Below are 22,291 nucleotides of genomic sequence, written 5' to 3'. Positions count from 1 at the left end.
ACTATTCGTCTCTTAAAGCGATTATCGGTTTAATCCTGGCCGCTCTCCAGGCAGGGAAAAATCCTGCTAAAGCTCCGGCTAGAACCAGAATAAAAACAGTGTTAAGCGCCACGGTAAAATTGACCGTTGGATTATAAATAAACTGAGTCTCTATCGCAGGCCCAATAAACTCAAGAAGGGTAAGACTGAATATCAATCCTATAAATCCGGCAATTGCAGTTACAAAAATCGATTCATGAAGTATCATACCTACAATTGAAAGAGGTTGGGCACCAAGTGCTTTCCTAATCCCAATTTCTCTTGTTCTTTCTTTTACGATGATCAGCATAATGTTACTCACCCCTACCACACCCGCAATGATGGTACAAACACCAACTCCCCAGAAGAAAAGTCTTATCATATCCATTAGACCGTAAAATCTTTTGGCATGTTCAAGAGTGTTATTGATATTAATGGCGCGATTATCATCTGGCGCTATGGTATGCCTTTCCCTCAGGAATTCACCAAGATCTTCAGAAAATGCTGTCGAAGCGGCCACGGCAGCCTCAAAATTATCCTCCGGTTTAAGGGTAAGGTACAAACGCCCAATATTATTGGAACCTCCAAGAGCCTTTTGTGCTGTTGTGATTGGGATCACTACTCTTGCCTCTTCTCTTTCTCCTCCAGGATCGGTAAAGACCCCTACCACTTTAAAATTGATCCCTGAAAGCTCTACATATTTACCTATCGGATCCTCTTCCCTGAAAAGGTCTTTTTTAACCTGATAACCTATAACAATAGATTTCTCTACATGCTCAACATCATTGTTATTGATGAATCTTCCTGCTGTTAGACTCATATTTTCCAGATACTGGTAATCTGGAAAAACACCGTCCATCCTGTAGCTCCCTGATTCTTTCCCATAGGAAACAACACTGCTCCAAACCTGGTAGGTTGAAGAAGTCTTATCCAGTTTATCACTATTCTCCAAGAGGATTCTGTTATAATCGTCATTTTTCAGTTGAATTCGGCGGCCAGGATTCAGGCCTTTATATTCTTTTGAAGTTACACCGGGCCAAACAAAAATAAGGTTAGAAGCATCCTGCTCAAATTCACGTGAAATCCCGTTCCTCATCCCTTCGCCAATACCAAGAAGCACAACAAGAATAAATATTCCCGAGGCTACCGAAAGCCCGGTTAGAAACGTGCGTAATTTATTTTTACGTATGGTTTCAAAAATCTCATTCCATCTGTCCAGATCAAACATTCTCGAAGGCTCTTACCTGTGAAACTTTTGTGTCTTCTATTATTACTCCATCTTTAAGATGGACTATTCTCTTTGTCATCTGGGCGATATCATGCTCGTGCGTTACCACCAGAATGGTACGACCTTCATCATTGATCTCCTGGATAAGATCCATTACTTCATAAGAAGTTTTAGTGTCGAGCGCTCCTGTTGGTTCATCGGCAAGAAGTACCTTTGGATCACTGGCCAGCGCTCTGGCTATTGCAACCCTCTGTTTTTGCCCTCCTGAAAGTTCGTTAGGTAAATGACCTGCCCAGTCTGCCAGGCCAACCTTTTCAAGGTAGCTCATGGCGCGATCCATACGTTCAGATCTTGAATGCCCCTGGTAGTAAAGCGGAAGCGCAACATTATCCAAAGCCGATTTATAACCGATAAGATTGAAGGATTGAAAGATAAATCCGAGGAATTTATTGCGGTATTTTGCGGCCTGCTTTTCACTGAGATTTTTAATTGTCACCCCATCAAGCACATAAGAACCTTCATCGGCTTCATCCAACATCCCCAGAATATTTAACAAAGTAGATTTTCCAGATCCCGAAGACCCCATAATAGAAACAAGCTCGCCATCGGCGACACTAAAATTGATACCTTTTAGAACGTGCAGTGTATTTGCACCCATCCTATAGGATTTGTGAAGGTTTGATATTTCAATCATGATTGATGGTTATTAAACAGGAAAAACAGGTCTCCTACTTAATAAGACTACTGAAAAAATAAAATGTTACAGTTTACATGTAAAAACTATGTATTCAGGAAGTTAATTTTCCCCTTTCCGGAGTAACTAGGAAGTTTTTCTCTTGTTGCGCCGCGATCGATAGATGAAATAGCCAACACCCCCAATGAGCAAATAGGGAAAGATCATGAGATATAAGATGCCATCATTGATGCCTTCTGCCGCGCTTTGATCGGCTTCACTTTCCAGTACCGCCCGGCACATGGCACACTGAGCTTCAGCTAAATCCGGCATCAACAGCAAGATTAGCAAGATAAAAATTGGGTATGTCAGGTTTCTCTCCTTCATCCTCTAGGTATCTTAAACTTTTCAAAATTAATAAAACATCACCGCTAATACTAATAATAAGGCATCATAAACAAGAAGACCAGGACACCTGTTATAGCAACATACAGCCAGATAGGAAAAGTCCACCGGGCAACTTTGGAATGTTTGTTATACTGACCGCTTAATCCCCTGTACATTGTAAACAATACCAAAGGAACTATTATAGCCGAAAGCAAAATATGGCTTATCAGGATAAAGAAATAAACATATCTCAGAACGCCTTCTCCTCCATAAGGCACAGGTTCGTTACTTATTTTAGAGAGAACATAACTTACCAGGAATATAACCGAAAGTCCGAAGGCAGCAATCATTATATTTCTATGCTGAACATATTTCTTAATGCTCATAAAGAAATATCCTATAATAAGTAGAACAGCCGTAGCGAAATTGAGAATAGCATGGAACAGAGGAAAGGTTAAGGTATCAGCTCCAAAAATATTGTAGCGCTGGGGAAGCAACATTAAAACCAGAACAATTATTGGAACTGCAATAGAAAGACCAATAATAACCGGTATGGCAATATGATCAGATTTTTTTAAAGTCGTTTTCAAAGCAATTTTTTTATATCCTCGATTAACATATCAATCTGGGGCTCTTCATCTCCCCGAGCTACACTTTTATTTCGCTCAACAGAGCCTCTGTAATAAATAACCGGGTTACCAAACTCGTCTCTTCTTGATCTAATATAACCTTCCTTATCTATCAAAGCGAACATGCCCTGATGTGCAAAGCCGCCTGCAGCCTCAGCACTCTCACCAGCATAGATACCGAAGCCCTGATTTGCCAGCTCATATACCTTCTCCCTTTCCCCGGTAAGAAGATTCCAGTTTGGATAATCTATTCCATGGTTTTCAGCATACTCAGCTAAAACTTCCGGAGTATCATGCATAGGATCTATTGTAAATGAGGCAATGCCAAAATCTTCTTCATCTTCAAATTCGTCCTGAACCTCCACCAGGTTCTTATTCATAATGGGACAGATAGTGGGACAGGTAGTAAAGAAGAACTCCACCAGGTAAACCTTTCCTTTATAATCTTCATTAGAGATGGTATCGCCATCCTGGTTCACAAACTGAAATTGAGGGGCTTTTTTCTTTTCTCCATCCAGGACTATATAAGCCAGTTCTTCGCCAGAAACCTCTACAGATTTTTCCTTTTTCACATTCAGCCTGTCGCTGGAAACCACTTCATCCTTACCTATACGATCTATGATCTTTGGGATAAAAATGATCCCAAAAACGAGTATCACAAGTGAAATCCCTATATAAGAATTTTTCATCTTAATCTTTTTTATTCCTTTTTAGCGCAAGGCGATATTCAGCCAGTATCACCTTAACATCATCATTCATCTTATTACTAAGTTCAGCAACATCCCCCGAATCATAGCCATATAACTTTCCTTCCTTTTCATCGTCCCTTCCTCGAAGTTTAGCCTCCTTATCCACTATAAACACGTAAGGAGTGTAATTATTTTCATCAAGTTCATAAGGAGTTTCAAAACTTTCAAAAACTTCCTGAATTTTTTCAGGAGAAGAATAGGCGATCTTCCATTTTGAAGACTCACTTATCTTTTTAAAATCTTCCACAAAAGCTTGCGTTTCATTCCTTGCTGAATTTGGAAGGATAATCACAAATTGAAAATCATTGAAACTATAATATTTCTCCAGAATCTTCTGATCAAGGTTAAAGGTATTTCCCTTGATATTATCCAAATCTGAGCCAAAGAAGGCCACTACGCTTATCCTATCCTCAAAACTGATAATACTATCTGTACTGGTATTAAAATCTTTTATATCCTTCACCTTCTCTGTTAATACGGGAAGTCTGGCAAAATTGTTCTTTCCTGAAGCAAAAAACAGATATGCCGTAATAGGTAGTGCGAAGAGAATTCCAAGAACAAGAAACTTTTTCATCTATTTGTATTTGCCTTTTAATTGGCCTCTTTTATATCTCTAAAAATATTATTCCCCAGAAACAAATTAGGAGGTCCAAATCTTAAGCTAAGATCCCTTTTTACAGGGGGCTACAAAAATAAAAAGACGGTTTTACAAAACCGCCTTTTCAAATGCTTTTAACTTTTGTTAAAAATCCCAGGCAACATGCCCATTCTTATATACTTCGTAAATATAGTTTCCTTCGGTAAGCAGTATAAAGATCAGATAACAAATAAGGAATATCCCGGTCCAAACCACTGCTCTTCTAAGCCCCTTGGTTTCATGCTCCAGGTGCATGAATGCCCAGGCAATATAATATGCTTTATATACAGTAAGAATGATAAAGATCCAATTTAGCAACTTCATTGCTAAAAGGTAGGTATGAGTAAGGAAGGTTGGTTTTATAATTCCCAGCGCCACCTCAACTATTGTTACCACCGAAAGGATTCCAAATACAGTCCAGATCCTTTTTGATGCTGAACCGTGATCGTGATGTTGTGCAGTATCTTGAGCCATAATTTTTTATTTCAGAATTAAACCAGGTAAAAGAATGTGAATACGAATACCCAAACAAGGTCTACAAAGTGCCAGTATAACCCAACTTTCTCCACCATCTCATAACTACCACGACGTTCGTAGGTTCCAATAAGTACATTGAAGAAAATAATTATATTGATAATTACTCCTGAGAATACGTGGAAACCATGAAAACCTGTAATGAAGAAAAAGAAATCTGCGAATAACGGATGCCCATATTCATTTTGAATAAGGTTCGCACCCTCTACAGTACCTACCGCCTCGTTATTCAGTTTCATCAGGGATTCTTCCCTGGAAAGGATTATCTTATTACCGTCTTCATCATTCATTAGCGTTCTTACAAGAATATCTTCATTCTGTACAAATCCAGCTTTAATCTCTTCTAATGAATAAGCTGGAAGATCCTTCCCGGCATCAAACCAAATCCCATTATTTCTTTCGTGTTCTACCCTGGCACCTTCAATTGGAACTGCGATTTCAGAAAGAGCAACTCTCTCTCCTTCAGTATTCACAAATTGCAATATATTTCCTCCTTTAGTGGTAACTGCACCATAATCACCTTTAATGAAAGTGCTCCACTCCCACGCCTGAGAACCAACGAAAACCAGTCCTCCTATGATGGTAAGAAACATATAAAGAGTAACCTTTCCTTTTTTCATATGGTGACCAGCATCTACCGCCAATACCATAGTCACAGAAGAAAAAATAAGTATAAAGGTCATCAAGGCCACATAATACATCGGCGCCTCTACACCATGTAAAAACGGGAAGTGAGTAAAGACCTCATCGGCAATTGGCCAGGAATCGATAAATTTAAATCTTGAAAAACCATAAGCGGCAAGGAACCCTGAAAATGTTAATGCATCTGAAAGGATGAAGAACCACATCATCATCTTTCCGTAGCTTGCTTTTAGCGGATCATTTCCGCCACCCCAGGTTTTTCCTTCTGTGCCTGTTCTAACAACAGTAGCCTCCATAGAAGTGTTTTAATGTTAAAGGATGCGCAAAAATACGCAATTTTATTATCTAAAGAAATATAAAAAGAAAATCAGGTACAGCCATAGAATGTCCACAAAGTGCCAGAAAGTCGCACCTAGCTCAAATCCAAGCATTTGCCCCTGTTTATAACGTTGTTTAAAATGGTTATAAATTAACACCAAAAGCACGATTATTCCTATCGCAAGGTGGGCAAGGTGAGCCAGAACGAGCACATAGATAAAGGAGGTGGTGATGGTACTCTCACTTCCCGTAAAATAGTAACCCTGTTGTATGATCTCTGAAAAGCTGTAAAACTGAAATACCACGAAAAGGATAGCGAGTATTAAAGTACCTATGAGGAATGCCGTGGCATTCTTGCGATTCCCGGCCTCGATGCTTTGCTTGCTTAGAACAAGAGTACCACTACTGGCTATGATCACCAGGGTACTCCACAAAAATGATATTGGCAGTTCAAAATCGGTTAACCAGTCGGGCCTGGTTTTACTTACCACATAGGCACTGGTAAGCCCGGCAAAGGTCATTGCCATACTAATAATCCCGAACCAGAGCATCATTTTTTTGGCCCGGCCATGTTTCTTTTCGTTAGATCCTTGAGTTAAATCCATTGTCTGATAAATTTATCCAGTACATATACAATTTGAAGCAATGTTATATAAGAAACGCTTGCAAACATTAGCTTTTTGGCAGCTTCAGCCGTTTTCTCCTTAAAGAGTCTTATTGCGTAATAAAGCATTCCAAGCCCCAGAAGGAAGATGATAACTCCTGAAACCGGAGTCAAAAACAACTTTCCCGTAACTCCGAAAACCGGAATTAGAGAGACCAGTATCGTCCAACAGGTGTAAAGTATTATCTGTATCGCCGTCCCGCGATCACGTTTCCCGGTAGGCAGCATAAAGAAACCTCCCTTTTTATAATCATCGAACAACCACCAGCCAATTGCCCAGAAATGAGGGAACTGCCAGAAGAACTGAACCATGAAAAGCGTTCCCGGTTCAATACTGAATCTTCCGGTTGCTGCAACCCAGCCTAACATAAATGGTATTGCTCCCGGAAAGGCTCCTACAAAAACCGATAAAGGCGTCTTTGTTTTAAGCGGAGTATAGATACTTACATAAAGAAAAATGCTTATAGCCCCAAACATCGCTGTCTTAGGGTTGATCACATAAAGTACTACAAGACCTAAAACCGTGAAGATACTGGCTATGGTAAAAGCCACAGGCACAGACATCCTTCCTGCCGGCAACGGACGGTTCTTAGTACGGTCCATCAAGGCATCCAGGTTACGCTCAATGATCTGATTATAGGCATTGGAAGCACCAACCATAAGATACCCTCCAATAGCCAACAAGGTAACTACCACAAAGTCGATATTATCGGCACCCAGAAAATATCCCGCTACAGATGAGAAGACCACACTGATTGCTAGTCTCATCTTGGTTATTTCCTTAAAATCTGACAGGATTGAAGCGCTGGAACTATGTACGCGAGTGTTGCTCAAAAAAGCTATTTTTTAACTGGCGCAAAGATACTCCTTAATTGGGTTTTAACAAGAAAGGCAATGTGTTAATTTTCAGCAGGAAAAATCATTAATAATCAAAATACCAGTTAAAGATATCTGTTCTCAATCCAATGTTGATCCAGGCTGTTGAATTCTCAAAATTAGCCGGCGTATTAATTTGAGGGTTGAAATCACGGTAAATAAAGCTTGCAAAAAGTTTAAGATTTGTGGTTGGGTTAATTATATAACCAGCCTCAAATTCACTATAAAAAGAATTGGTCGTATTTCCCTGTCCTATTTTCACCCCGGTTTCAAAAGGCCTGTCTTCCTCGGTTCTGTAAATATCCTGACCGTAATTGGATTTAGATCCGAAATCGGTAAAATCGAACCCTCGCTTCCCATATATCAATTTGGCGCTACCATACCAGCGATCCCGCTTATATCTGGCAATACCCACAAACTCCCTGAAGTTAGCTCCCCAAAGATGAGCCATAGACTGGTTATTATGTCCGTAATTCAGGGTTATCGAATTATGCGAATAAGTATAAGGTCTTACCTGATTGTATTCAGCCTGCAAATAAAGGTTATCAACATTAAAGGCATTAAAATATTTCAGACCTAACTGAAAACCAAGTTTGTTTTTCCAGCTGCCTTCTCCGCCAAAAACATCACCCGAAGAGAATTCATCAATAAGCCACTGGCCATAGGCATAAGCCTGGTTTGATAATTTATATTTTCCAGTAAGCCCTATTATGGCATTCCCGCCATCAGCACCCGTGGCAAATTCAATGGCCCGGTAAAAGATAACGGGATTTAAGTAATTGAGATCGAAGCCACGATCATTATCGTTTTCCCACATTACCGACTCAAAAAACCCAAGATTAAGGCGTTTGGTAACATTCCAGCTCAGGTAATGATTAGCGATATATTTTGTTCTGAAAGATCCGCTATTTACCACGGCAGGCCTCACATCTCTTAAAGACATCCAGGTGTTGGTATACTTAATTTTCCAGAAAGTGGTATTAAGTTTCAGATATGGATACGGGCTAGGGTTATCACTTAGAAGCAAAGACCTGTAACCATCTCCAATAAAATTATTTCCATGACCAAACTGTATGTTCACAAAATCTGCAGGAGTAAATGAAAGATAACCTTCGGCAACCGGATAGTCATAACCCTCATCCATGAATGTTTTAGCAATTCCACGTCCCGGGACTATAGCCGGATCACCCCCAGCGGGCCTTATAGATTCGGCATACCGATTATAATATTCCGCGAACCTCCCCTGGCTTTCGTAGATAACGGAGTAGAAATTAAACTTCTCTCCTAAGCCACCCTGAACTATAAACTGGCGACCATTATTATAGGTGAAATCATGATCTTCCTGTTCGAAATCCTTTCCTATCTGCAGATCCAAGCCCGGATCCAGGGTAAACCAATAATCATTAGTTTGAAATCTAACTAAATGTTCGTTCCATAGCTTTCTTCCAGCCCAGGAAGACCTGTTTTGCAGCATGGCATCCCGGTTAGCTTCAAAATCGTAATACCTGTTCACCTCATTAAACATCAATGGTTTTGAGGCCGAATGAGTATTGGTACCAATCTGATTGAATTCGGCATCAAACCTGCTGTAAAACTCATGGGAAAGCGGAATATTTATCTGACTGGTATACCTCGGGCTTGCAAACTCATCAGATTTTATATTTTCATACTCGGTAAGAGGATTCTCCGTAATTACATCCTGCTCCTCTTCTTCAGCTTTCAATTCTATCTCGTCTTCTTCCTCAACCGGTTGAACAATTACATTATTACTAAGCGGAATCTTTAATGGCAGTTTGAACTGCATATGGACAGGCCGCCCATTATAAGTTGCCGGCTTAATAACCGGAAGTTCTTCAAAAACCCTTCTTACCTCATCCTTTAACTCATCATAAGCCGCATCCAGGTAAATGACCTGGAATTTCCCCTCTTCATCCACCTCGAAAATAATGGTAAGCTGTCCGGTATAATTTTCTGCCTGAACAATTTCTGGTAATTGGAAATTACTTTTAATATGATTTATAAGCGTCTTATTAAAGCAGAAAGCCTGATCCTTATAATCAACATTTTCGCAGTCTTCAAATTCAGGATATACTTCAGAAGACAGGTTAGCATCCTGAGCGGATAATTGAAAACTTAAGATTAAAAAAGAGAGAAGTATTATATACTTCATAGGCTTAGGGGGCTATTATTTAATGCTTGTAAGATACATTTTTTCCTCAAAGCGAATTTACATAAAATAAAAAATCCCGGCGTTTGCCGGGATTTAAAAATATCTTTATGAGTAATATTAATCCTGAACCTTAAAGGCAATTGGAAGCGAATACATTACACCTACCGGTTTACCACGCTGCTTACCTGGTTTCATTTTAGGCAGGCTATTGATAACTCTGGCAGCTTCCTGCTCAAGTCTTGGGTGTGGAGCACGTGCTCTAACCTGACCAATATTTCCTTTCTCGTCAATTCTAAACTGCACAATCACACGGTTTATACCACTCAATCCAAGTTCAGCCCCAAGATCTGTATCGAACTCTTTGTTCACATACGAACTGATCTTTTCACTCATACACTTCTTACGCTCTTCGTTGTTTCTTTTGTTCTCACAACCAGGAAAGATTGGCACATCCTCGATAACCGCAAACGGAACGTCTTCTACCTCCTCTTCTACAGGAGCCTCAACAACCTCTTCCACCTCAACGATCTCGTCCAGATTGGTTTCGGTAGACTGAATTTCGTCCTCTTCCACTTCTTCTTCATCTTCCACTACCTCGATCACTTCTGGTGCCGGCGGTGGTGGCGGTGGTGGTGGCGGAGTATTCTGCATTTCAGTAATTGGCACATCCTCTTCATCAAGAGCGTCCATGTTTACTTGCCCTATATCTATTTTTTCAGGGTCATAAGTTTTCCACTCAATTGCCTGCCAAGTTAGAAATAGAACTACGACAAGACCAAGCTGCAAGAAAAGAACTCTGTTCCTGTTTAAATCAGCTTTAGGATTTTTCTTCGGTTCCATAATGCGTTATATTGTTAAGGGTTGCTAAAATAAAGATTTTTTCTAAAAAATTAAATTTATCTGAGATAATAAGCGATTAAAAACTCAGTATTTTTATAAAGTCATCATTTTCAGTCCAGAACCTGGAAACGTATGGGGATAGTAAAAGAAACAGGTACAGGTTTTCCTCTTTGCTTACCAGGCTGCATTTTGGGCAACAATCCAATCACCCGTTCAGCTTCCTTTTCAAGTCCAGGATGAGTGGCCCGGGTTTTAATCTCATCGACCTCCCCCTGCCTGTTCACTACAAATCTAATAACCACAAGATTCATACCAGTTAACCCTAGCTCCTCTCCCAATGTGGTATCGAATTCATTCCTTACAAACCGGTTAATCTCATCACCCATGCATTTCCTTCTTTCTTCATTTTCCGAAAGGCTTTCGCACCCTGGAAAAACCGGCACATCTTCAATAAAATCAAAAGGAACATGCACGGGATCCTCAACATCATCTGGCTCCTCAATTTCTGAAGGCTTTACAAGATCGTCAAGATCTATTTCGGTAGGCGCTACATTATCCTCTTCCACATCCTTATCATCGGGAACTTCCTTTATAACATCAACTATGGTCTTTGGTGGTGGAAGTGGCGGAGGAACATCGGGAAGGACTGTGACCGGCGGTGTTTCTTCCTCTATATCATTATAAGTGATATCAGGATCTACTATTTGTTGCTGGTCATAGGTCTTCCATTGGAATGCCTGAAGGGTCAAAAAAAGCACTAAAATGAGTCCGATCTGAAGAAACAGGAACCATCGCCGACGAAGGTCGGCCTTCGGGTATTTTTTAGGTTTCATCTGATTTTGGTGTTTTAATAAATCTGTCAGATGTAATTCACCATTAAATATTCAGCATAAAGCCAAATGATAGTATGGCTCATTTCATAGAAAGATTAGTTAATTAAGGTTATAAGATAGCTAGTCAACTTTCTGCTTAAGGCTTTTTACCGTCGGCGCCATGACGAGAAAAAGCAAAACAGCCAGTAAAACACCAGTAGAATTAGCCAGGACATCCCACCAATCGGGCGTCCTGTAACTGGTGAGGGTTCCCTGCAAAACCTCAATTAACATACCAAATACAAAACAAGCGAATGCAACCCATAGAAGATTGGTTGTATATCGCTTAAAATCAGAGTGTTTAAAAACAAAGAATAGCTTCCACAAAAGAGCTAAAAACAAATATGCTCCGGCATGGAGCATTTTGTCTGTAGGATCAAATCCCGCCAAACTAACCTTAAAGTCCATTACTATTAACGAGAAATAAGTAATGGCACCCGTGTAGATCAGCGAAACAAATAAGAGTATTCTAGCTACCAATTACTTCTTTATATTCTTCAGCAGATAAAAGTTCGTCAACTTCAGAGGCGTCTGAAAGTTTCACTTTGATCATCCATCCTTCTCCGTAAGGATCGCTATTTACTTTTTCGGGCTCATCTTCAAGGCTATCATTAAATTCAATGATTTCTCCCGAGACAGGCATAAAAAGATCAGATACCGTCTTAACTGCTTCTACCGTTCCAAAAACTTCCTCTTTCTCAAGAGTTTCATCAAGGGTTTCTACCTCAACATATACGATATCCCCAAGTTCTCCCTGGGCAAAATCTGTAACTCCGATGGTTGCGGTATCACCTTCTATCTTAACCCACTCGTGGTCTTTTGTGTACTTTAATTCTTGTGGAATGTTCATAGTTTAGTATTATAAGACCGCAAAGTTAGCTTTTTAGCGGAATTGTTCAAATATGCCCCCGTTAATTTCCGAAATTATATATCAAAGTGATCCCAGACCTGATGGTTGTTTGAGGAAATGCTGTTGAAACTGCATATTCTGAGAAACTATGATCGTAATAGAACCTCGCAGTAAGATTCCTGGTAAGACCATAATCTGCCGTGAAGTTTATAGCCCAGATATCCTGACCCGAAATGGTTTGATTATTCTCAAGATCAAGGTAACGCACTATTGTACGATTCTTTCTATAGGACACATCAGCCTTAAAATTAAGATCACTACTCAAAATACGGTTTCTACCACCCAGGCCAGTCGAAATCTTCAGATCTTTTAACCTGTAGCCAAGCCCAAGTGTATACTCATTACCACTATATTCTGTGAGAAGATTATTATCAAAACTGAAGGCTAAGGACCGGTCTTTTTCAAGCTGTGCAAGCACCTGAATATTCCCTTTCGTTTCAAAATCTATACGTGCGAGCGGTGTAAAGAGTTCGGTTAGCACCACATTAGAATAGAGGATCGGATTCTTAAAGTCTCCAGCCTGATTCAGTTCTTCAGGATTTTCAGAATCATAATCCAGATTGGTCTGGAACTGATTCAATGTATAATCTGACCTGTATCCATGATTTATGGAGAATCTTCTGAATTTATCCCTAAACCATCCAAGCCTCATCAAGCCGGTATATTTTACCGTCCAGTTAGGCAGCGGAGTATCCCTGAAAGGCCCCAGTTTAACTTTACCTGCGTCTTTCCCTGAATAAGCCGAAATGAAAGCCGGAAGCAATACTGCCTGATTAGACCTTCCTATCCCTCTAGGGTAACCATCTTCACCTACATCGTTAGGATCAAGTCCTCTTGCTGCTGCCAGCCTGCGGGCAATCTCCAGCCTGTTCTCCCTGAAGGTCTGGAACGCCTCTGAACTGGTTTCGGTCGACTGGCTGAATGCAGTTTTTATAAGGATAGTTGAAATATTGAAATTCCCGTATGTATAGGGAGTCAAGGCTTTATATTCGAGTGTCACCGGATCTACTTTGTAGTTTTCGGAATAATTTTCCGCATAATTCTTTCTGCCGGATAGTTCAATTGTAAGATCGGGTAGAAAATCAAGAGTTGCCTGGGCATCCAGCTGTTCGTTCTCAACAGAGCTGTATTGCTGATTGAAATTCTGATAAAGTGTTAGCCAGCCTCTTTCTGCCGCCATATAGCGTATCTCATCCTGGAATCCGAAAGTAAAGGCAGCACTAGGCCTGAAGGTTCCCATAAATCCGACACTCTGAGTATAGCCCGGAAGAAATATTCCGCGGCTGTTCCGGTAATTTACCTGTAAACTCTTAATTCCCGTAACGATATTCACAAAAGTATTGTAGCCTTTGTTCGCCTTGGGCTGCGGTTTATTTTCCTCCTGCTCTTCATCCTCATTCGGTGGACCCAGAGTTGGCACACCCCGGCTTCTTTCCCTGATGCTCTTACCAGCCCTTTGAGATTTTTTCTCCACAAGCCCTACATAATTGTACAAATCCTGCATATTGAGATTAGCATTAATCTGGTGGGTATTCGAGTTTTGAACACTGTTTCCCAGGTCAGGAATACCTTCCAGCTGATCAAAGATCTGCGAGCCCCTTTGCCACTGGAAATCTCCCGTATAGGAATAGGTCGCCTTGATAAACCTTAATACCGGGATCTTATCAAAAGGCACCTGATAATTCACCTGCAAGGTCTGGTAATGCTGGTTAGGCTCACCTATATTGAAGAAATCGTCCCAAAGGCCAATGCTGTTGTTGGCAAAGCCTTCTTCATCTATATAATTTCTAATGATCCTGTTATTGCTGGCATTAAATGCAAAACTCAGCGACCTTGTAAGATTATAATTGATCCCATACTGCCAGTCAAACAAATAATTTCTCTGGTAAAGGGTAGGAATGCCAATATCATTTTCACTAAGATCTAGCGACCTGAACTTTTGCTGATTATACTGCCTGAAAATATTAGAACTGGCATTGATATTTGAAGGCAGGTAATTGAAATTAAAATCCCTTAGCAGTGCAAAATAATCACTGCTATCCAGCACCGTGATCTTCTTAAGTGGCTCAACAGATTTTTCCGGGAAATTGAACTCATAAGTTCCACCAACCCGTATACTCTGATCCAGGCTTTCCTCCACCTCAAAATCACGATGATTTATCTGATTATAGGAAGTTGAAAAAGCAAAGTTCTCAACATCATAAGGCATAGGTTTTTTCTCTCCTGTTCTTTCCTTACGAAGACCTATTACATTTATACTTTCCCTTTTTGTATAAGACTGAGATTGTTTTTTAACCGCATCTCTTTCGTCGGAATCAAAAATATTCTCCAGCCTCGTATCCAGTTCCACATCAAGGAATTCCTGATCATATTTAGGAGTGATAAGCTCTTCACCCCTGCTGTAGTTCACCGGGATCTTCACCCCCCATTTCTTCGGAAGCAATTGCCCCATATTCACATTGGTGACCATATCGTACTGCTGAAGGTCTTCCCTGCTACGCTGATTTGGTCCCTGCTCAATACTTCCGAAACCAACAGTACTTCTTCTTCCGGTAGCCGAAATATTGGCAAAATCGGCAAGATTGCTATCCATGCTCACAACTCCAGCCCAGCCGCCTTCATTCTTGAGATCCGAAAGCCTTAACTCATTGAACCATACTTCCCCGCAAAGATCGGTAACCCCATCTACACGGGTACCATTCTTAACCCCTAGCATCAACAGCCTGATATTTCCAAAACTCGGATTCCCTTTTACCCCGAGTCTTAACTGCCCCATATCATATGGAGCTTCGGCATCTATCTGGGCAAGATCTTCGGTAAAGAAATTCAGCTCGGTAGAAATAAGAGATGGATCTCCCAGTACCGCTGTTTTAATCTGTTGAAGCAAGTCGAGTTGGAGGTTTAGTCGGTTCACTTCAGGCCAGATCTCTTCAGGCGTGGAAGCCCCGAATAAGGTTGGAGATAACGGAATTTCTATCTGGTAGAAGTTGTCGCTAAAATCGGTTCCCATTCTAATGAAAGCCACCAGCTGTCCATCCTTAAGTGGTTGCCTGTTCACAAGGGATTCAGCATGAAGGAACATTTCCAGGTTTTCATACTGACGCATATCCACCTGAAAGTTCTTATAAACGGCCCTGGCATCCTGAGGCTCCAGGCCGCAGGTTCTTAGTGAAAGAGACTGCTCATTCTGCCTGATATTGGTATTGTTCTCATAAAGCTCTTCCCGAACAACTCCCGGGGGAAGCACATAAGGGATAGGCTGACGATTTTCGTTCTCTTCAATATTAACCGCGTTTACTTCAAAAAGCGTATTGGGGTTTTCCGGTCGGCCTTCGTCCTCAAAAAGACTCTGAGTATATCTTCGGTAATCTCCTCGCACCAGATCCATGGTTCCGAATCTCAACAAGGTGGGATCCTGAAAGTCGGAAAGGTACATCCTTATAAAACGAATAGATCTGAAGTCGGCAATTCCACCTACAGCTTCCGTTGGTTCAAAGATCGGCACCTTGAACTGAAGCCATCTAACGGGAAGTTCCTGTCCGTTTCTAAGAGTAGTCGTTATTTCCTTAACATCAGTTATATACTGGTTATTATCGATATTCATCCCCGGGAAGAAAGGCACCTCATACTCAAAATAGCTGTTAATGGTGTTCATCGTATTGTCCCGGTTGATATCTTCGGTAGTAGGCAGGGTGGTATTCCCACGGTTGGTATCGGTCACCTGCGTAGGTGAGTTGCCCTGTGTTCCATTATAGTTTCGGTAACGCTCCAGGATATTCCCTTCTGTATTGAGAAAATATTCATAGTTATCCGCAGACGGATCGGGAAGACCTGCAAAATCACTAAATCTTGTAGCCTCTTCCGCATCAAGGATACCATCGTAACCGGCATCCTGACGGGTTCTCGCATCACCTTCGGTATCAAATGCATAAACCAGTGACTGATCGGCCGGAACATCCGCAACTGACGTACTAATAATATTAGCTTCTCCTTCCCCTTCAGGCAAGCCATTCTCATATTGCTTACGCCCATCCTTCAGGACGTCTTCCGAAATATTACCGAGGTTAAAATTAATGCTCCCTCCCTGGCTACCTGAATTTTCAGGATAGATATACGGATCCATCACCCAGAACTGTATATACTCAACATTTGACTGCTCAAAATTGGTGGTATTGATAGACCGCATGATCCCACCAAAATTACTCCCCGGATTTGGAAGATTGTTTGTACCTGCAGCAGCGGGATTATAGTTGTATGGTCCCCTTTCTGTTGGGTTGTATGCCACATCCATTGTATAAACAACCTGTGGCTGTCCCTGAACCACATCCGTATTCGGGAAAATCTCGTTTAAAGCCACCCTTCTGGCAGCATAAGTCGATATATCAGAATCACTGATTCCGGAAGGCCTTCTATTGCTGTAAAAGATAGGGTCTATGGTATACCAGGCCAGTTTTGCCCTTTTGTATCCAACTCCCAGATCACCGTTGGGAAGCTCACCTCCGTAACCGATAGGAGTACTGGAAAGCTCCCAGCTCAAAGGATTGCTTATATCAATAGAGGTTTGTGAAGCTTCGAAATCATCAATATAGGTCGTAGCCTTACCATCAAAATCGTTGGTTGCTGGTGCCCCGGGGATCAAATAAGCAAATTCACCCCGCACAGAAACGTTCGATTTCACATCGGTATCGATATTCGGTAATTTATTTACCAGTCTTGTAAGAAAAGGAACTTCGGTACTGTAATTTAAATTCAGCCCGAGGATGGTATTATTTATCGGTTCGTAACTATAATTTGCCTTTTGTGTTAGCGGTCGCTCTTTAAGATTGATAAAAGTACCGCCAATAAGAAAGTTCTCATTGAACTGGTGCTCCACGTTTATCCCTGTAAATCGTTTGGTCTGCTGACCGAATAAGGCATTGTTTTCAGTATTCACCTGGATGGGGATATCTGAAGCCAATAAGGCCTCGTCAAGTATCTGCACCCTTCCCAGCTCATAGTTCACCACATAATCCACTCCTTCCTGAAGTATTCTTCCACCGGCAGTAACCGTAACAGATCCCGGTGGTAAATTGAAACCAATAGGGATACCTTCCACCTCCGCCGATTTGTACCTACCCTTTAACTGGAATTTGTTCTTATCGGCCTCCTCCTGCTCTGCCTGGGTTTTTGTAGTGCGATACATCGCACGGAACACATATTTCTGCTGGTTCTCATTCCAGGTTTCGGGAATGGTATAATCTTCAGTTCCTGTATTGGGTGTTTCGTCCAGTTTATCAAACAGGTGTTTTCCGAATGGTTCTACCGTGGTAAATATGATATTACCATTCTGTGGATCTATGGTTATCTGTGGCACATAATCAAAGAAACCGTCGCCCCCATTGATGGGATCATTATTAGTATTTAACTGGTCTAATCTGAAAACCCTAAGCAATGGTGTCTCGGCAACATCTGGCGGCAGGGTGGTTCCTTCGGCCGGTTTTATATAGTTTAAAGGTTGTGGATCTGTATAAAGAATATTCATCCTGAAATCTTCCCTTTCCAGCTGGTATGCCCCGAGGCTGTATATGTTCTTCATCATCAGGTCCCAGATAGGCTCATTCACATTGGTAATAGTACTTTTTAGTAATTTTACCACAAGGTTCTGATTTGCCCTTGGATTGGAACCTGTATCGGGTTGCTGCTCAGGATTATTGGATGTTGAATTCACCCCGTCATTCGCAAATTCACCCACCTGATAAACCTCACCGTTAATGGTATATTGAAATGCAACCGCGAGCACCTCATCATTACTCAGCCTCTGGTTAAGTGAAATATAACCTAACTGAGTGTTTACGGTATATTCATTTGGTTTAAGCTGGCGGGCATTTTCCAGTTTTGCATAATCGGTTCCTTCTGAAACCGTCACTCCGCCAAAACCGCTTTCAACAGTTGCTATATCTCGAATGGCAGGAGTAAGCACAGATTCCTGCGGACCTGTAATTCCGAAAGGGTTAAAATCATTGTTTCGGTTATCCGGGAATGCCCCTGTCGGCTGATTAAAGAATCCTCCTGGTGGGTTATCGAGACCAATATTTCCCGGAACATTCGTTTCTCCAAGATCCTGAATGGCAACAATATTCCTTGTATCGGTAAGGTTCTGAATATTATTGGTCCTGTTGGTTATCCAGACCTGAATCCTTTTAATCTGAATATTGGAATTTATAAAGGGATAATTCCTTAAGGCCTCATCATAATTATCCCGGAAATAATGCGAAAGGAAAAAGTGCCGGTCCTGATCGTAATCCAAAGCGAACTTTTCGAATTCTTCCACCGTTGCGCCGCCTTCAACGTTCACGGTTCTTCTTTCAGACTTTTGTTCAGAAAACACACCGGTGATCCTGGTCTTCCCGAACTGAAGTTCGGTCTTGAAACCAAAAAGGCTCTGGGCACCCTGGATCAGGGCATTATTGAGTGGCATGTTTACATTACCAACCTCGATCTTCTGTACAATATCATCTTCATTGGGCGTATATTCCAGCTTCAACTGATTCTGAAAATCAAAGGTGGACTCGGTATCATAATTCGCGGTCACTTGCAGCCTCTCTCCAATTTGTCCAAGAAGACTCAGGCTTATACGCTGATCAAAATCAAAGGAAAGGTTTCTTCTGTTTCTGGGTGAAAATGCGGGATTATCCTGTTTAGTAAATAGCAAGCCAAGATCCATTTCCACCGAACCCTGGGGGACTATATCAATTTCGGTTCCGCCAAAAATGGTCTCAAAAAAGTTATTGTTCACATAAAAATCTGGCAACAGATCGCGTTGAATATCTTCCGATCCCTCTTTCCTACCTGTAAGCGCGTCATTCTTAAGTTTGAAGTAGTTACGCATTTCCTCATCCAGTACAAGATCTTCGAATTCTTCAGGAGTAAGTACAAGAGGCAGGCCCAGATTTATATCTCCAAGGCTTTCTTTATAGAAATAACGGTCAAGAATAGGGTCGTACTCGTATTTAGAAACGATACTTTCTGGATCTGGAAGGCTGATATCACCCAGTACATAGCCAGTCGCGGTGGTATCCTGCGGCGTTTCCTGAGCCACAGAATCCAGCGAAAATACCAGTAATATCAGGAAAGTAAGGCGTACCGGTACAGACAATTTAAGGTAGTTGTTCCTCAATTTACTTACAGCTTTTTAAGAGCCAGTTTTATAATAGATTCTACGGTAGATTCGGGATCCTCTTTAAGGATCTTGTCTACAACCTTGCCTGCCTGGCGCCGGTTATAACCTAAGATCTCTAAAGCTGATAACGCTTCTTCTTTGTTAGTATTGTTTTGAGACACGAAAACTTCATCGTCTCCAAGCACTTTCAGAACTTTATCCTTGAGGTCTAAAATCACCCTCTGAGCAGTTTTTGCTCCAATTCCTTTTACGCTTTGAATGGTAGGCACATCTCCCGTAGCGATAGCTTCAGACACCTCTTTCGGATGAAGTGAAGAAAGCATGGTGCGGGCTGTGCTGGTACCAACTCCAGAAACGGAAATGAGTAATTTGAATATTTCCCTTTCAGACTTTTCAGCAAAACCATATAAAGTATGTGCATCTTCCTTTACCTGAAGATAAGTATATAAACTAATGGCTTCAGAATCTGGAATTAGCGAATAAGTATGAAGTGAAATATTTACTAAGTATCCAACTCCATTGCAATCTATAACAACATAAGTTGGATTTTTTTCAATTAATTGCCCCTTAAGATGATGAATCATGAAAAAAACTTGTGTTCAATTCAAATGTAGTAAAATAAACCAAAGGCCGAAATGAGCTCCCGGCCTTTTAATTCTGCCATCAGGCCTATTTTTTCATTCTTTTCTCCTTTTCCTGAGCATCCACCACAGCCACAGCAGCCATATTCACCATTTCTTCCACACTGGCTCCAAGCTGTAAAATATGCACGGGCCTTTTCATCCCCATCATAATAGGTCCTATGGAATCTACATTATTTAATTCCTTGATGAGTTTGTAGGTGCTATTTGCCGAATCAAGATCTGGATAAATAAGGGTGTTCACTTTTTTACCAGCCAGTTTTGAAAATGGAAATTTGCTTTGAAGCATCTCACGGTTCAATGCAAAATCTGTCTGAAGTTCCCCGTCCACCTTCAATTCCGGATGGAATCTATGTAAATACGCCACGGCTTCCTTCACTTTTTTGGCTTTCGGATCTTTTGAAGATCCGAAGTTCGCATAGGAAATCATAGCGATCACAGGCTCCATGCCGAATAGCTGAACGGTACGGGCCGTCATTTGAGCGATCTTTGCAAGATCCTTCGCCGGAGGATCAATATTTATCGAGGTATCACTAATAAATAAAGGTCCACGTGAGGTGTTCATCACGTTGGTAGCCGCTACTCGTGATACGCCTTTTGCCATCCCGATAAGCTCCAGCATTGGTTTCACAACCGTAGGATAAGCCCTGGAGTAGCCAGAAAGAAGTGCATCGGCATCACCTTCATTAACCATCATAGCTGCGAAATAGTTGCGCTCCCGCATCAGTTTCTCGGCATCGTATTTCGTCACCCCGTTTCTGTGTCGGGTTTGCCAGTATTTATGAGCATAAAGTTTTCGATGTTCCTCTTCCTCATCAGATTTTGAATCTATGATTGAAATGCCATCTTCTTCAAAATCGATCTCGGCCATCAGTTCCTTTATCACTTCTCTTCTACCCAGAAGGATAGGAATACCTATCCCCTCATCCCTTACGATCTGGGCTGCCTTAAGAACATCCAGATGATCGGCTTCAGCAAATACAATTCTTTTTGGATTGGTCTTGGCACGGTTTATTAGCAAACGGGTGATCTTATTGTCGTTACCCATTCTTTCGAGAAGCTCCTCTTCATACTTATCCCAGTCCTGAATATCCTGACGTGCCACCCCACTCTCCATAGCTGCTTTAGCCACTGCCGGCGGTACTTTAGCTATTAGCCTTGGGTCAAAAGGTTTTGGTATGATATAATCAGGTCCAAAATTAAGGCGGGTCTCGCCATAAGCTATATTCACTTGTTCCGGAACGGCCTCTTTGGCAAGCTCTGCCAAAGCCTCTACCGCAGCCATTTTCATCTCTTCATTTATCTTAGTGGCGCGTACATCTAAAGCTCCGCGGAATATGAACGGAAAACCAAGTACATTATTCACCTGGTTAGGATGGTCACTTCGGCCCGTAGCCATGATGATATCTTTCCTGGTTTTCATAGCCAGGTCATAATCTATCTCCGGGTTTGGATTGGCCATGGCAAAAACAATAGGTCTTTTAGACATGCTTTTCAGCATCTCTGGGGAAACGATGTTGGCAATAGAAAGTCCCACGAAGACATCGGCATTCTTCATAGCCTCTTCCAGGGTATCTATTTTTCGGGCCGTGGCGAATTCAGCTTTTTCTTCTGAAAGATTATCCCTGTCTTTACGAATCACTCCTTTACTATCGAGCATCACGATATTCTCAGCCTTCGCGCCAAAAGCCTTATACAACTTTGTACAGGAGACAGCTGCTGCACCTGCACCACTGACCACGATCTTCACTTTTTCAATCTTCTTTTTTGCCAGTTCCAGCGCATTAAGTAAGGCAGCAGCAGAAATTATCGCTGTACCATGCTGGTCGTCATGCATCACCGGAATATCCAGCTCAGCCTTTAATCGCTGTTCGATCTCGAAAGCCTCGGGAGCTTTAATATCTTCAAGGTTGATACCTCCAAAGGTCGGTGCGATATTTTTAACGGTCTCTATGAATTTGTCAACATCCTTTGTATCTACCTCGATATCAAAAACATCGATATCCGCGAATATTTTAAACAAAAGACCTTTCCCTTCCATTACGGGCTTGGAAGCCTCGGGTCCAATATCACCTAATCCAAGTACCGCAGTACCATTGGAAATTACCGCTACAAGATTTCCCTTGGTTGTATATTTATAGGCATTCTCCTTATCCTTTTCGATCTCCAGACATGGTTCTGCCACTCCTGGGGAATATGCCAGGGAGAGATCTCTTTGGGTTGCATATTTCTTGGTGGGTACTATCTGGATCTTTCCTGGTTTCGGTTTAGCGTGGTAAACCAAAGCCTCTCTTCTCTTTCTGGAAGTATTACTCATAATTCAATTGTTTGGCTGACTAACAAA

18 protein-coding genes are annotated in these 22,291 nt (G+C 41.5%); all 18 read right to left on the bottom strand.

Annotated features, from left to right (window positions below; genetic code table 11):
* Position 1: 1 nt before the first annotated feature.
* Positions 2–1,246, bottom strand: a complete 1,245-nt coding sequence (locus NE848_RS05420) for an ABC transporter permease (RefSeq protein WP_252111221.1) — start codon at positions 1,244–1,246, stop codon at positions 2–4.
* Entirely contained in the window at positions 1,239–1,940 is a 702-nt protein-coding gene (locus tag NE848_RS05415) for an ABC transporter ATP-binding protein (RefSeq protein WP_252111218.1), read from the bottom strand. Before NE848_RS05415 ends, NE848_RS05420 begins: the two co-directional genes overlap by 8 nt.
* Before the next feature lie 126 nt (positions 1,941–2,066).
* Positions 2,067–2,306: a hypothetical protein gene (locus tag NE848_RS05410; protein WP_252111216.1), complete on the bottom strand. Its 240-nt coding sequence runs from the start codon at positions 2,304–2,306 to the stop codon at positions 2,067–2,069.
* A gap of 50 nt (positions 2,307–2,356) precedes the next feature.
* Positions 2,357–2,896 (bottom strand): DUF420 domain-containing protein, encoded by a 540-nt coding sequence (locus NE848_RS05405; RefSeq protein WP_252111214.1) that lies wholly within the window; start codon positions 2,894–2,896, stop codon positions 2,357–2,359.
* Positions 2,893–3,624, bottom strand: coding sequence for an SCO family protein (locus tag NE848_RS05400; RefSeq protein ID WP_252111212.1), 732 nt, complete (start codon positions 3,622–3,624; stop codon positions 2,893–2,895). Before NE848_RS05400 ends, NE848_RS05405 begins: the two co-directional genes overlap by 4 nt.
* 1 nt (position 3,625) lies before the next feature.
* Positions 3,626–4,258: a thioredoxin domain-containing protein gene (locus NE848_RS05395; RefSeq protein WP_252111210.1), complete on the bottom strand. Its 633-nt coding sequence runs from the start codon at positions 4,256–4,258 to the stop codon at positions 3,626–3,628.
* Positions 4,259–4,426: 168 nt separating this feature from the next.
* Entirely contained in the window at positions 4,427–4,795 is a 369-nt protein-coding gene (locus tag NE848_RS05390; RefSeq protein WP_252111208.1) for a cytochrome C oxidase subunit IV family protein, read from the bottom strand.
* 17 nt (positions 4,796–4,812) lie between these two features.
* Positions 4,813–5,793 (bottom strand): cytochrome c oxidase subunit 3, encoded by a 981-nt coding sequence (locus tag NE848_RS05385; RefSeq protein ID WP_252111206.1) that lies wholly within the window; start codon positions 5,791–5,793, stop codon positions 4,813–4,815.
* Between the two features lie 45 nt (positions 5,794–5,838).
* Positions 5,839–6,420, bottom strand: coding sequence for a cytochrome c oxidase subunit 3 (locus tag NE848_RS05380; RefSeq protein WP_252111204.1), 582 nt, complete (start codon positions 6,418–6,420; stop codon positions 5,839–5,841).
* Positions 6,411–7,313: a heme o synthase gene (gene cyoE, locus NE848_RS05375; RefSeq protein WP_252111202.1), complete on the bottom strand. Its 903-nt coding sequence runs from the start codon at positions 7,311–7,313 to the stop codon at positions 6,411–6,413. Before cyoE ends, NE848_RS05380 begins: the two co-directional genes overlap by 10 nt.
* An 88-nt stretch (positions 7,314–7,401) precedes the next feature.
* Entirely contained in the window at positions 7,402–9,525 is a 2,124-nt protein-coding gene (locus tag NE848_RS05370) for a gliding motility protein RemB (protein ID WP_252111200.1), read from the bottom strand.
* Between the two features lie 117 nt (positions 9,526–9,642).
* Complete coding sequence (locus NE848_RS05365; protein ID WP_252111198.1) at positions 9,643–10,365, bottom strand: energy transducer TonB; 723 nt, start codon at positions 10,363–10,365, stop codon at positions 9,643–9,645.
* A 110-nt stretch (positions 10,366–10,475) separates the two neighbouring features.
* A complete protein-coding gene (locus tag NE848_RS05360; RefSeq protein ID WP_252111196.1) occupies positions 10,476–11,198 on the bottom strand; it encodes an energy transducer TonB in 723 nt (240 codons plus the stop codon).
* A gap of 120 nt (positions 11,199–11,318) precedes the next feature.
* Positions 11,319–11,717: a VanZ family protein gene (locus NE848_RS05355; RefSeq protein ID WP_252111195.1), complete on the bottom strand. Its 399-nt coding sequence runs from the start codon at positions 11,715–11,717 to the stop codon at positions 11,319–11,321.
* Positions 11,707–12,087 carry a glycine cleavage system protein GcvH gene (gene gcvH, locus NE848_RS05350; protein WP_252111194.1) on the bottom strand — a complete coding sequence of 127 codons (381 nt, stop codon included), beginning with the start codon at positions 12,085–12,087 and terminating at the stop codon, positions 11,707–11,709. The genes NE848_RS05355 and gcvH overlap by 11 nt, the downstream gene beginning before the upstream one ends.
* 61 nt (positions 12,088–12,148) lie before the next feature.
* Positions 12,149–19,282, bottom strand: a complete 7,134-nt coding sequence (sov, locus tag NE848_RS05345) for a T9SS outer membrane translocon Sov/SprA (RefSeq protein WP_252111193.1) — start codon at positions 19,280–19,282, stop codon at positions 12,149–12,151.
* Between the two features lie 26 nt (positions 19,283–19,308).
* Positions 19,309–19,890 (bottom strand): Holliday junction branch migration protein RuvA, encoded by a 582-nt coding sequence (gene ruvA, locus NE848_RS05340; protein ID WP_252111192.1) that lies wholly within the window; start codon positions 19,888–19,890, stop codon positions 19,309–19,311.
* Between the two features lie 85 nt (positions 19,891–19,975).
* Entirely contained in the window at positions 19,976–22,264 is a 2,289-nt protein-coding gene (locus NE848_RS05335) for an NADP-dependent malic enzyme (protein WP_252111191.1), read from the bottom strand.
* Between the last annotated feature and the right edge of the window lie 27 nt (positions 22,265–22,291).

This window comes from Gramella jeungdoensis (genome assembly GCF_023805255.1).
Classification (GTDB): domain Bacteria; phylum Bacteroidota; class Bacteroidia; order Flavobacteriales; family Flavobacteriaceae; genus Christiangramia; species Christiangramia jeungdoensis.
The sequence above is the reverse complement of the archived record's forward strand: the minus strand, read 5'-3'. Positions and strand labels throughout refer to the sequence as shown.